The 12,997-nt window shown below is 47.9% G+C and carries 11 protein-coding genes; 8 read left to right on the plus strand and 3 right to left on the minus strand.

All coding sequences use genetic code 11. The annotated features are described in order from the left end of the window. Positions 1 to 14: 14 nt before the first annotated feature. Entirely contained in the window at positions 15 to 518 is a 504-nt protein-coding gene (locus F0220_RS00535) for a YwhD family protein (protein WP_017691308.1), read from the plus strand. A 199-nt stretch (positions 519 to 717) separates the two neighbouring features. Here F0220_RS00535 and F0220_RS00540 read toward each other — a convergent pair whose 3' ends face one another. Continuing rightward, positions 718 to 2,796: a transglycosylase domain-containing protein gene (locus tag F0220_RS00540; RefSeq protein WP_149846229.1), complete on the minus strand. Its 2,079-nt coding sequence runs from the start codon at positions 2,794 to 2,796 to the stop codon at positions 718 to 720. Positions 2,797 to 3,208: 412 nt separating this feature from the next. On the opposite strand from F0220_RS00540, the gene speE reads away from it, so the two are divergent. Together speE and speB are read left to right on the plus strand one after the other, a co-directional pair. Next, positions 3,209 to 4,036 carry a polyamine aminopropyltransferase gene (speE, locus tag F0220_RS00545; RefSeq protein WP_017691306.1) on the plus strand — a complete coding sequence of 276 codons (828 nt, stop codon included), beginning with the start codon at positions 3,209 to 3,211 and terminating at the stop codon, positions 4,034 to 4,036. A 15-nt stretch (positions 4,037 to 4,051) separates the two neighbouring features. Beyond that, entirely contained in the window at positions 4,052 to 4,921 is an 870-nt protein-coding gene (gene speB / locus F0220_RS00550) for an agmatinase (RefSeq protein WP_017691305.1), read from the plus strand. A 426-nt stretch (positions 4,922 to 5,347) separates the two neighbouring features. On the opposite strand, the gene F0220_RS33190 is transcribed toward speB, so the two are convergent. Further along, on the minus strand, positions 5,348 to 5,479 hold the full coding sequence (locus F0220_RS33190) for a hypothetical protein (RefSeq protein ID WP_017691304.1): 132 nt from the start codon (positions 5,477 to 5,479) through the stop codon (positions 5,348 to 5,350). Between the two features lie 392 nt (positions 5,480 to 5,871). On the opposite strand from F0220_RS33190, the gene F0220_RS00555 reads away from it, so the two are divergent. The 5 genes from F0220_RS00555 (at position 5,872) to argS (ending at position 11,395) form a co-directional block, all read left to right on the plus strand. Continuing rightward, entirely contained in the window at positions 5,872 to 7,059 is a 1,188-nt protein-coding gene (locus F0220_RS00555; protein ID WP_149846230.1) for a WD40/YVTN/BNR-like repeat-containing protein, read from the plus strand. Positions 7,060 to 7,277: 218 nt separating this feature from the next. Beyond that, positions 7,278 to 8,759, plus strand: coding sequence for an alpha-N-arabinofuranosidase (locus F0220_RS00560; protein ID WP_091020195.1), 1,482 nt, complete (start codon positions 7,278 to 7,280; stop codon positions 8,757 to 8,759). 47 nt (positions 8,760 to 8,806) lie between these two features. Then, the gene (locus F0220_RS00565) at positions 8,807 to 9,028 is read left to right on the plus strand and encodes a DUF6171 family protein (RefSeq protein ID WP_223199821.1); all 222 of its coding nucleotides are present in this window, start codon (positions 8,807 to 8,809) and stop codon (positions 9,026 to 9,028) included. 265 nt (positions 9,029 to 9,293) lie between these two features. Further along, positions 9,294 to 9,719, plus strand: coding sequence for a YwiB family protein (locus tag F0220_RS00570; protein WP_149846231.1), 426 nt, complete (start codon positions 9,294 to 9,296; stop codon positions 9,717 to 9,719). Beyond that, positions 9,716 to 11,395 carry an arginine--tRNA ligase gene (gene argS / locus F0220_RS00575; RefSeq protein ID WP_091020191.1) on the plus strand — a complete coding sequence of 560 codons (1,680 nt, stop codon included), beginning with the start codon at positions 9,716 to 9,718 and terminating at the stop codon, positions 11,393 to 11,395. The genes F0220_RS00570 and argS overlap by 4 nt, the downstream gene beginning before the upstream one ends. 288 nt (positions 11,396 to 11,683) lie before the next feature. On the opposite strand, the gene F0220_RS00580 is transcribed toward argS, so the two are convergent. After that, complete coding sequence (locus F0220_RS00580) at positions 11,684 to 12,838, minus strand: S8 family peptidase (RefSeq protein ID WP_091020189.1); 1,155 nt, start codon at positions 12,836 to 12,838, stop codon at positions 11,684 to 11,686. Between the last annotated feature and the right edge of the window lie 159 nt (positions 12,839 to 12,997).

Below are 12,997 nucleotides of genomic sequence, written 5' to 3' on the forward strand. Positions count from 1 at the left end.
TGGAGGCTATAAACATGGACCAAAACGAGCAAAACGGCAAAAAACAGATTGCCTTGAATATCGTTAGTGCAAAAAGCAAGCATAAAGGCTTCGGTGCAGGCTCCATTGAACTGAATAACCTTTCCCCGGTCATTATTGATAATGGCGAAGCCAAAATCGATATTGGTGCGATGCATGCGAAGAGCAAAGTGGAACGCAATATCAAGTTCTCTACCAATCGTGAGGATGTGCCCAACGGACGCCAGGTATGGCTGGTGTGGGTAGCTGTCGATCGCACGGAGGAAGGCCAACTGTATGGTGGAGCAACGGCATGTGAGATGTGGATTGATACGGAAGCAAGACGTGGATGGAAACTGCTGGCGGAACATGTGAATCGCATGGATTATGCCTTGAAGCGTCGCTTCATGCTGGATGAGCTTGGACCTGAAGCTCGAGCTGCACTTAAGACACTACTGATCTCACACAACGAAGACTGGTGGAATGCTTCTCCAGATGTATTGAAGGAAGCACTCGCCTAAGGCGGATCTTTAAACACAGTCTAAAAGAAAAAAAAGCAAAAGGCCCCTTGACCGGAAAGATCGGTTGTGGGTCTTTTGCTTGTGCATTAATCGTATTCATCGATCTGAATAATTATGAATTTTCATCCGAAGTGAATTTCCAATTGTTCAATATAACCAGGAGTTATAGGTGACGTAACTAAGTCATTGCGCATTTACGTCATTCTACCCACCAACGTTTGAAATCTCCCCACCAGGAATGTTTCTCTTCCTGTATACCTTGTTGATTCTGTACCTGACGGGTCTTCTCATCTTCTCCAGAATCCGAATCATCCGTTGTGCCATGACATACCTCTGTCGGTTCAGTACCATCAATAAAAACTTCCAATCGTTTCTCTTCACAACCGTTGCCTGCCAGCTTGCCGGATTCCGGGTCAATATAGACACTTACGACATGATCAGGCACAGTGAAAATTTTGGGTGGTACGCTCGCAAGTGCCTGCTCTGTGAACTGGGCAAAGATCGGAGCCGCCCGGCGGCCATCCGAAGTCGAGATGGCTTTGCCTTGATCGTACCCAACCCATACAGCGGTGGAGAGCTCGGGTGTGAACCCAACCAACCAGGCATCCGTGTTGGTTGTTCCCGTTTTTCCCGCTACCGGACGTTTGATCGCCTTAGACACGCGGTTGCCCGTTCCTCCATTTTCGAAGACACTTTCCATTAAACGAGTCAGGACATAAGCTGCTGCAGGTTCCACAACGGTCTCAGCCTTGGTTTGAGGCGATTCATAGAGCACACGTCCTGCGGCATCCGTCACTTGCAGAATGGCTACAGGTGGCGTCCGTTGTCCACCAGCAGCAATGACGGAAAAGGCCGACGCCATCTCCAACGGGCTGACAGGTGACGTTCCCAGTGCAAGAGAAGGTACGGCGCTCAGGTTGCTTGTAATGCCGAGATTTTTTGCCATACTCACAACCTGCTCAGGACCGATCTGCATAATGGTGTTCACCGCATAAATATTATCTGAAGCGGCGATCGCCTGTCTTAGATCAATCTCACCCAGATACTTGTCTCCAAAGTTGCCGGGTTTATAAGTTTTGCGGTCATTATCATAGTGAAAAAGGGTAGGTTCACTGTTAAATATGGATGCACTGGTGAGCTGCTTGGATTCCAGGGCTGCCAGATACATAATCGGTTTAAACGCCGAACCTGGCTGGCGCGTTGTCGCCAGAACATGGTTAATCTGATTGGTGCGGTAATTCTTGCCGCCCACCATGGCTTTAATGTAGCCCGTGCGAGGGTCGATGGACACCAGAGCCGTCTCCAGCTCACTTTTGGCATCCATACCCTTCGCTATCGCGTCTTCAGCTGCTTTTTGTACACGCAGATCCAGGGTGGTGTAGATATTCAATCCTCCATGATCCAGCATCGCTTCACTGATTCCCAGTTCTTTGATGGCCAGATTCCGAATATAGTCGCGGAAATAAGGGGCACTTTCTACCGTTTTACGCTCACTTTCCGGTTTGAACACCAGCATTTTCTCATAAGCTTTATCCGCTTCAGCTTGGGTGATCTTTCCGATATCAGCCATGGCATTCAGCACAATCTTCTGTCGGTCTTTGGCATTCTTCATATGGTTATAGGGTGAATAGTAGGTAGGTCCTTTCGGGATTCCTGCCAACATGGCACTCTCTGCAAGATCCAGCTGTTTGGCTGATTTGCCAAAATACATTCGTGAGGCCGCTTCGATTCCGTACGCACCATGCCCATAATAGATTTCGTTCAGATACATCTGCAAAATTTCATCCTTGCTGTATTTCATCTCCAATTGCGCCGTGTACATAGCTTCCTTGGCTTTGCGAGTCCATGTTTTCTCATGAGACAGATACAGGTTACGCGCCAGCTGTTGAGTTAATGTACTCGCACCCTGCGACATCTGCATATGTTCGAGGTTAACGAGCACAGCCCGTCCCATCCCTTGCACGTCGAACCCGTAGTGATTATAGAATTTGCGGTCCTCTACAGCCAGAGTGGCATGGACCAGATCTGGAGCGATATCCTCCAGTTGAACGGGTACAGAGTCTTTGCCACCTGCGGAGAAGGTAGCGATGACTTCACCTTGACTGTCCAGTAATCTGGAATTCCGGTCAGAGTCTGCGAGAGGCAGGCTGGTTGCGTATAGATAGACCAATCCTGCAGCGGTAGCAAGTATAGCGAGCACGGCGAGCAGAGACAGGTTTTTAAACAATTTACGTACACGGAACCCGCGTTTGCGGGTCTTTTGATTTGGCTTGGTCATGGAACGGGCTCCTCTCTTTTCTTCCAGTATGGGACTTGATTGGCAGGGATATTCAATCGGGTGCATAAGCGAACAAAATGTAGCATTTCCGCCTTAAAAACCGTTTTGCAGTATAAACGTCAATCGCGTATAATGCAAAAGGGTAATGAAAAGGTAAGATTCGGCACAAGATACTAAAGCGCGTAAGGACGAACAGACGAATGGTCATTGATTCATTGATTAGTCAGACGCTCCGCACGCTCTGGTCAATTTAATCTATATAATGAAGTGAACCGCGGACCTTTCCCGCAGGCCAGCAATTATAACGCGATATGGCGCCGGACGCTGGACGTGCTTGGGCGAACCGATTATAGTGCACAGCGCTGGATCGGGTATGGCTGATCATTAACTTTACGGAAAGAAGGTAGAGATTATGGAATTGTGGTTTACGGAGAAACAGACCCCGGTATTCGGGATCACCGCGAAGATTAAGCAGACCTATGTTACAGAGAAAACGGATTTTCAAGATTTGGCCATGGTAGAGACCGAAGAATTCGGTAACATGTTGCTTCTTGATGGCATGGTGATGACGACTGTAAAAGACGAATTCGTATATCACGAAATGGCGGCACATCCTGCGCTGAACACTCACCCGAATCCAAAAAAAGTTCTGGTTGTTGGTGGCGGGGATGGCGGAGTCATTCGTGAAGTCATTAAACATGCTGCTGTAGAAAAAGCTGTTCTCGTCGAAATTGACGGTAAAGTTATTGAATACTCCAAAAAATATCTGCCTGAAATCGCCGGCAAGTTGGACGAGCCTAATGTTGAAGTGCTCGTGAACGACGGCTATATGCATATTATTGAACATAAAAATGAATACGATGTGATCATCGTAGACTCCACGGAGCCTGTAGGCCCGGCTGCGCCATTGTTTGAGCGTGGGTTCTACCAAGGCATCTACGAAGCATTGAAAGAAGACGGAATTTTTGTTGCCCAAACGGACAACCCTTGGTTCAAGGCGGATCTGATCCAGAAGGTGAACAAAGACGTCAAAGAAATCTTCCCGATCGTACATGTGTACGGCTGTAATATTCCAACCTATCCAAGTGGTTTGTGGACATTCACTATGGGTAGCAAGAAACATGACCCGCTTGAGGTGGATGAGACTCAAATCCCGGAGATGGATACCAAGTATTACTCTCCGCGTCTGCACAAAGCAGCATTTGTACTTCCTAAATTCGTGGAAGATTTAACGAAATAAAAGGGGAAATCATTAATGAAACTGGATCAAGCTTATTCAGGAAACGTATTTATTTGCAGCTCTGAGGATTATGAGAACTCCAAAGCGGTTATCTATGGCATGCCGATGGATTACACCGTCAGCTTCCGTCCGGGTTCCCGTTTCGGCCCATCTCATATCCGTCAAGCATCGGTTGGACTTGAAGAGTACAGCCCATATCTCGACAAAAGCATTGTAGACATGACATACTTTGACGCTGGAGACCTGCTCTTGCCTTTCGGTAACGCGGGACGCAGCCTTGAAGTAATTCATGAATACATCGGTAGTCTGCTCGCTGACGACAAATTCCCAGTTGGTCTCGGTGGCGAGCATCTGGTTACTTGGCCAGTCATCCAACAGATGTACAAGAAATACCCGGATCTTATCCTGATTCATATTGATGCACACGCTGACCTTCGTGAAAACTATGAAGGCGAGCCATTGTCCCACTCCACGCCAGTACGTAAAGCAGCTGAGTTGATGGGTGGCCAAAACATCTATCAGTTCGGTATCCGTTCTGGCTCCCGTGAGGAGTTCCAGTATGGTCGCGAGAACATCAACTTCTATCCATTTGAAGTGGCAGCTCCAATGAAGGAAGCTCTTCCGAAGATGGGCAATCGTCCGGTATACGTAACCATCGACATCGATGTACTTGATCCGTCAGCAGCACCAGGAACAGGTACAGCAGAGGCGGGCGGCATTACGTCCAAGGAACTGCTGGAAGCCATTCATATGATCGCAGGATCTGATGTAAATGTAGTTGGTTGTGACTTGGTTGAAGTTGCACCAATCTATGATCCAACACAACAGACACAGATTGTAGCTGCGAAGCTGATCCGTGAAATGCTGCTTGGATTCGTGAAATAATCACAGAATAATTGATAAAGATAACGCTCTCTGTCTGCGCCGTTTCAAATTAGCGCAGGGAGGGCGTTTTTTGTTCACGTTTATCCCTGTGTCCTCAACTATTCTAGCTTAAGGAACGGAATTGATTGCTGGACCAAAAGTATTCTGGCAAACCAAATAACGAAGTTAAATTAAGTTAAGTTAACTTAACTTAATTTAACTTTTGGAAAGAGCTGTGCTATACTGACTACATAAGTATTCAGTAGTATATTAATTGATATATTACATTCGTGAAGTATATGGTGCTCGGGTTCGGTCATATACTAAAAAGAGCCTTTACCGCTACCAACGGTAAAGACTCTTAGGACCCGAAAGGCTGTGGATTGCCACGGCGCGCATGAACTAAATAATGCTATTCAAGCGAAACCCACCGTCAGGCTTCCGACCTTATGAGGTGGGTTTTCGCTTGCTACGAAACTTTTTACGCAACCAACGGTAAAGCTTTCGCCCACTCAGTACAATACTGAGGATTGCAGCAATCCATCGGATTACATCAAGCAACGCCACAAGTTTGACCATCGACGTCACCCCCTTTCGGGAAGCTGCGCCGTGGTCGGGAAAACATCCACCGATATTCAAAAGTCCATAAAATCAATTATAGCACGTACGTTCCCTTGTCTCTACCATTTATTTCATGTGTTAGTATAGTTCGCACATGCAGATTTCCTGCCTTGGCATGACTCCATCTTAATATTTATCCCTTTTATTAAGTATCAGTTTTGTTATCCTTGCTGTGGGGACGTATCCCATTTAACTTAGAGTACACAACGTTTGTTGATGCACCACCCTTGCCTACATGATCCAATCATGGGTGAAGGTGGTTTTTTTCTTGCAAAATTGTCATAGGGGTTAATCCGATTGTTACGTTAGAACCATCAAATTTGGGTAAAACCATAGAAGGAGGTGTTACGATGACAACCAAGAGTTCAATGACATGGAAACGAATTGGTGCACTCGCATTATCGTTAACGCTGGCTTGGGGAATCGGTCCAGTACATACGCTATCAGGTGCTAACGCTGCATCTTCACAGGCATGTGGAAAGGGAGATCATGGACTCTCTGCTACACTGAAAAAAGGTAGTGGTGTGGAAGAGCAACGATTGCAATTTACCGACATTGATTTTCTAAATGATACGACTGGACGAGCTGGGGGTGAAGGCTTCCTGATCGGCACCTCGAATGCAGGATGTACGTGGCAGTCCATATATACCGGGCAGTGGCAATTCACACAGCTTGATTTTCCGAATAATGTGAATGGATATGCGTTGGCACAAGTGAAAAATTCACCTGCAACCTATCTGATCCGTACCCATGATGGGGGATCGCACTGGACGCGGCTCGATACGCCGGGCATTCAATTCAAGCGAATCGATTTTCGCAATAAAGATGTAGGTTATGGTTACACCTATAATGGTGCATATCAGACGAAGGATGGCGGGGTAACCTGGAGTAGATTGAATACGCCTGCCAACACGCGTGCAGCTGCCTTTGCGACAGAGAAACAAGGGTATGCCGTCGTGGTTGTACCTGGATCGGGATATCATCTGAAGCAAACGAGTGATGGCGGCAAGAACTGGACAACCTCTCTTCGAGTTGTCTCAGACACATGGAGCGGAGCGGATCTGTATGCACATGGCCAACAAGTATGGGCCCTTCTGTATGGTGATGCAGGCATGTCCCAACAATCCTACTCCCTCTATGCGAGCGGTAATCAAGGCAAGAACTGGACCCAAGTATTTGCGCAATCCACAGCAGGGGGAGGTCCTGCACCAGGTACAAACAGTACGGGCAAAGGGAACGGACCAGCCAACCCGGGTGGTCATCCCGGCAACATGGCGTTGATTGGTAATCAGACGGCTTATCTATCTGCGGGTTCACCGGCAGCGGGCAAAGTGGGTATTGGACGTTCTTATGATCCAGGTTCCACGTGGAAAAATATTGACCTGAAAGATCCGGGATACAGTTCCCGTATCTCGTTCCCATCGGCCAAGACGGGTTGGCTCGTAGTCACAAGTGATAACTCTCCTTCGATCTATCAGACTATAGATGGTGGAACGACGTGGACACAAAAAATGTTGTTGCCTTCAGAGCAGGATTAAGTAGCCTGTTATTCTGAAATAATAAACGGGCAAATCCAAATTAGAAATGTATAAAAATCAATTTGGTAAGTCTCTGTATGAATTTATATAACAAACAAGCCTCTTCCTAATCAATTACACAGGAAGAGGCTTGTTTGTTTAGAAATAAAAACGGTTGAAACCTACTCTAAAACGAGTTATTGTAAGCGATAACAATACATTATATGGAGGTTGAAATCATGGTTGATGTTATTTTAAAGGCGGATTCGGATCAAGGATTAATAAATCGCAATATATATGGTCATTTTTCCGAACACTTGGGACGTTGTGTTTATGAGGGGCTGTGGGTAGGAGAAGATTCACCTATTCCGAATACGGATGGGATTCGAAATGATGTATTGACGGCCTTGCAGAAGCTTAATATTCCAGTACTTCGCTGGCCAGGCGGTTGTTTTGCCGATGAATATCACTGGAAAGATGGTGTAGGTCCGAAGAGTGAGCGTGCTCGTATGATCAATACACACTGGGGCGGTGTGGAAGAGAACAATCACTTTGGTACACATGAATTCTTGAGATTATGTGAGTTGCTGGGCACGGAGCCATACATCAGTGGCAACCTGGGTAGCGGTACAGTGCAGGAGATGCAGGAATGGGTGGAGTACATCACGTTTGACGGCGAATCGCCGATGGCGAACTGGCGTAAGAGTAACGGTAGGGAAGAACCGTGGAAAATGAAGTATTTTGGCGTGGGAAATGAGAACTGGGGATGCGGCGGCAATATGCGTCCTGAATATTATGCGGATGAATATCGCCGGTATGCTACATATGTACGAAACTATTCCGGGAACGAGATTTATAAAATCGCTTGCGGTCCGAACGAAGGTAACTATGAATGGATGGAAGTCCTGATGCGGGAGGCTGCTCGCTTTATGGATGGAATCAGTCTTCATTATTACACCATCCCTACAGGAGAGTGGAACGATAAAGGCGCAGCTACAGGATTTGATGAGGCTGAATGGTTCACCACCTTGAAAAAGACGCTCCATATGGATGAATTACTGGTGAAGCACTCCGAGATTATGGACAAATATGATCCAGAGGGCAGAGTTGGCATTATTGTGGACGAATGGGGCACGTGGTATAACGTTGAGCCAGGAACTAATCCAGGGTTCCTATATCAACAGAATACGATGCGGGACGCTGTGCTTGCAGGTGTTAACCTGAATATTTTCAACCAACATAATAAACGGGTACACATGGCAAATCTTGCTCAGATCGTCAATGTGCTTCAATCGCTTGTGCTCACGGAAGGGGACAAAATGCTCCTGACCCCTACGTATCATGTATTTGATATGTATCAGGTCCATATGGACGCACAGCGACTGGATTTGAATTATGAAAGCCCAGGATACACATTCGGAGAAGAGACCATTCCGCAGCTCAGCTTATCAGCTTCCCGCAACAAGGATGGGGTCATTCATGTGACAGCTTGTAATCTGAGTCACACGGATGAGTTGGAAGTTGTGTGTCAGCTGGACGCAACTCAAGCGGCTAAAGTAACCGGGCAGATTCTGCACCATACTGATTTTGGTGCATTCAATACCTTTGAACAGCCGAATCGTGTTCAGCCTGTGGCGTGGGAAGGACTCACACTGGAGAATAACATACTGCGTTTTGTTCTTCCTCCAGCATCGGTTGGGGTCATCGCTGTCGAGGGTTAATGATGAAAAGGCAGGAACCTTGCAAAGGCTGTAATGATCAGTACGATGTGAAGATTAGCGATGCCAAAATGGCCAAACTTGTGGAGATTGCCTCACGTTCGCGTCCGACGGTACAGGATGAGGAATATGAACGTCGGCTATCTATCTGCTCTGCTTGTCCGGGATTGCAATATGGCACAACTTGTCGGCATTGTGGTTGTCTCGTACAGGTGCGAGCGAAGCTGAGTGAGTCGACATGTCCTTTTCCTTATGAATCGCAATGGGCCTGATCGGATGAACGAATCTTATTATAATGAAGCAAAAGGGAGTTGCACTTTACGGGTGCGGCTCTTCTTTTTTGGCTTGATGAGGAAAAAACTCTGAATTTGGATTTGAATTGAGCGAGGGAACTGGATATAGTTATACAGTAGAGTGTAGGATAGCGAGCTATCCGGGAATATGAGCGCGTATAGCGACACAACAATACGGGAAGGGCTGTTCTCACCAGCCGTGCCTGATTTTGCGTCGCCTCGAATATAATGGAGGTTAACATTCATGTCGAACATGCGACCGGTACACATCCGGCTGCACAGCCGTTATGAAGGTGAAGATGTGCTGCAGGAAATGCAGGGTGAAGCCGTGTTAAAAGGGTCTGTTCTTTATGTTCGTTATGAAGAACCGCAGGTTGGACCTGAGGGAGGTACAACCCGTACAACATTGAAGCTGGGCGGACAATCCATCAAGATTATACGTCATGGTGAGGTGGAATCGGAGCAGACTTTTGAATTGAATCGGAAGCTTCCTGGTTTCTACCGATCACCATACATGTCGTTTGCCCTGTCCACGCATACACAGAAGCTGGAATTTTCCATTCAGGGATTGAGCGCACGCGCAGCGTGGAGCTACGACTTTTACCGCTTTGATGAAGAATCCGGACATTTCGCGATTAGTTTGCATATACAGGAGGAACCAATTTCATGACACGTAATCCACTAGATACGATTAACGAACGGGTAAGCACGGCCATTGGTAACGCCATTGTGGCGGCCGGGATTGTTACGCAGGACGAATTGCCAGCTATCACATTGGAAGTGCCGCGTGAGAAGACGCACGGAGACTTGGCGACCAATGCTGCCATGCAGCTGACCAAGATTGCCAAGCGCAATCCGCGTCAGATTGCTGAAGAGATCATTGCCAATCTGAATCTGGCTGAAGCCGGAATCGAGAAGGCTGAGATTGCGGGCCCAGGATTCATTAACTTCAAATTGGACAAGAGCTACCTCTATCCAGTACTTGCGCTTGTGCAGGAGCAGGGTAAAGATTACGGAAGAATTAACATCGGAGAAGGACGTAAAGTCGAGATGGAGTTTGTCAGTGCCAACCCGACAGGCAGCTTGCATCTGGGTCATGCCCGTGGAGCAGCTGTAGGTGATGCACTATGTAACATCCTTGATTATGCAGGATATGATGTAACCCGTGAATACTACATTAATGATGCAGGTAATCAGGTGTTTAATCTGGCTCGTTCCATTGAAGCTCGTTATCTGCAAGAGTTGGGTCAGGATGCTGAGATGCCTGAAGACGGTTATCACGGTGAAGATATTAAAGGATTCGCCAAGCAGCTTGTCGCTGAAAAGGGTGACGAATTGCTGTCCATGCATCCGGGTGACCGTGCGGCTTATTTCCGTGACTTTGGTCTGGAGAAGGAACTGGACAAGATCAAACGTGACTTGAATCGCTTCCGTGTTAACTTTGACATCTGGTTCAGCGAAACTTCCCTGTACGACAACGGAGAAGTGCTGCGAGTACTTGATGAATTGCGTGACCGCAATGAGATCTATGAGCAAGATGGAGCAACTTGGTTGAAAACGATGCAGTACGGTGACGACAAAGAACGTGTATTGATCAAGAACGATGGCACGTATACTTACCTGACGCCAGATATTGCTTATCACCGCGACAAATATGCTCGTGGATACGACACGATGATCAACATCTGGGGTGCCGATCACCATGGATATATTCCACGGATGAAAGCGGCGATGCAAGCACTGGGTAATGACCCTGAGAAACTGGTGGTCTTGATTGCACAGATGGTGAGCCTGTTCCAGAACGGTGAAAAAGTGAAGATGTCCAAGCGTACAGGTAAAGCTGTAACGATGGAAGATCTGATGGATGAAGTCGGGATTGATGCGATCCGTTACTTCTTCACAATGCGCAGCATGGACTCCCATCTGGACTTTGACATGGACCTTGCCATTTCCACATCCAATGAGAATCCGGTATTCTACGTACAATACGCGCATGCACGTGTATGCAGCGTATACCGTCAGGCTGAGGAACAAGGTATTGAACTGCTGCCACTGGCACAGATTGACCTGTCCAAGCTGACAACAGAGCACGAGTATGACCTTCTCCGCAAAATGGGAGAGTTGCCTGAGGAAATCTCGGCAGCAGCAACGGGATATGCGCCTCATCGTATCATCCGTTATGTATACGAGCTGGCATCCCTGTTCCACAGCTACTACCGTGCAGAACGTGTCATTACGGAAGACGCGCAGCAAACTCAAGCACGTCTGGCACTAATCGGTGCTGTGCGTACCGTTATCGCAACAGCGCTTCGTCTGGTAGGCGTAACCGCTCCTGACAAAATGTAAATTCCAGGCTCGCGGCCTATCCGCCGCTCTGCCTAAGGCAAAAAGTCTCCATGTCCACGTTGAAGTTGCAACGTGGACATGGAGACTTTTTTTGTTGTGTACCCGGAGCTGAAGAAAACGAAATGCCTGGTCCATCCAAGGCACACTAACCTGCTCTGACATCACAGTGGGCGTAACCTAGAGTCACAGCCACTACGTAATACTCCCTCGTGCGTATTACCTGGGCAGGGCTGCAGCGTTTTCGCCATGAGCCTCAATCAAGTTCTGCTGACGGCTGACAGAGCTGATTCATTCCCCGCCCTCCTGCATTAGCTTCAGGGCATCAATCTCACCACCACGCACCTTGCTTTTTGCTGTGGTAGTCTTGCGAGCGCGCAACGGGATCGTAGCGCGTTTGACGAGTGTCTTGATTTCACTAGGGGATAACCCCGGATGTCTGGAGAGCAGCAAGGCGATAGCGCCGCTCACATGGGAGGTCGCCATGGAGGTTCCGCTCATCTCGTGATGTTTGCCTTGTACCCAGGAGGAGACGATCTTATCACCGGGTGCATAGACATCCACATATGCGCCACGATTGCTGAAGGACGCAATACGTCTGTTTTTGTCGGTTGCCCCAACAGATATGGTCTGGGGATACCGTGCAGGGTAATCAATACTGCGGCGTTTGCCATCATTTCCTGATGAAGCAACAATAACGATTCCAGCATGGTACGCACGGTTGACAACGTCAAGAAGCGCCTTGCTGCGTGTTTTCATGCCAAAGCTCATATTGATGATATCGACCTTGTTGCGTACACACCAGTCGATGCCAAGTACAATGTCGGATACATAAGCCGATCCGTTGTGGTCAAATGCTTTCACCGGATAGATCAGGGAGCGTGGAGCTACACCAATCATGCCTGCGGTACTGTTGGCAGCAGCGATAGTCCCTGCAATGTGGGTGCCGTGTCCGTTATCATCATGAGGAAGCAGGCTGCGGTTTAACAGATTGATTCCGCGTGCCAGGGAATAACGAAGATCAGGATGGTGATAATCAGCACCTGTATCAATCACACCGATTTTAATCCGGTGTCCGGTAGACACAGACCATACTTTGGGCGCCCGAATCTGCTTCACTCCCCAGGGTATGCCTTGAGCATTGCTTGGTTTGCTGTGGAGTGCGGTGGCATGAAGGGAGATGGGAACGTCTGCTTCAATCGTAATTTCATCCCCATAGCGGTATAGGTCCTCCGGGCGTTGGACTGGAGCGATAATGGAACGAGCCAGTCGAGAGGAACGGACAGCCCCAAGGTCTGTGAATTCATTCCGCATTCGGGACAATTCTACGAGACAGGCCTCGTACTGCTGCGGTTTGGCAAATCGGATCAAATATCGCCCTCCCTGTTCTGGTTCAGGGCGTCGCATTCCGTCAATCAATTGATGCAATAAACCAGTATAGTCCATAATGGGCAGCCCCCTTCGGGATGAACATGCTGAGGTATTCTATGAATGCGCTCATCCCGCCGCATGGGGAACTTGCCCTTTTTTTACAAAAACACATTCACTTCGTGTCAAAACGGGCGCAGGGACATATGATGGATGGAGAGCTAGAGGGCTCTTGCG

The sequence above is a fragment of the Paenibacillus sp. 37 genome, from assembly GCF_008386395.1.
Taxonomy (GTDB): Bacteria; Bacillota; Bacilli; order Paenibacillales; family Paenibacillaceae; genus Paenibacillus; species Paenibacillus amylolyticus_B.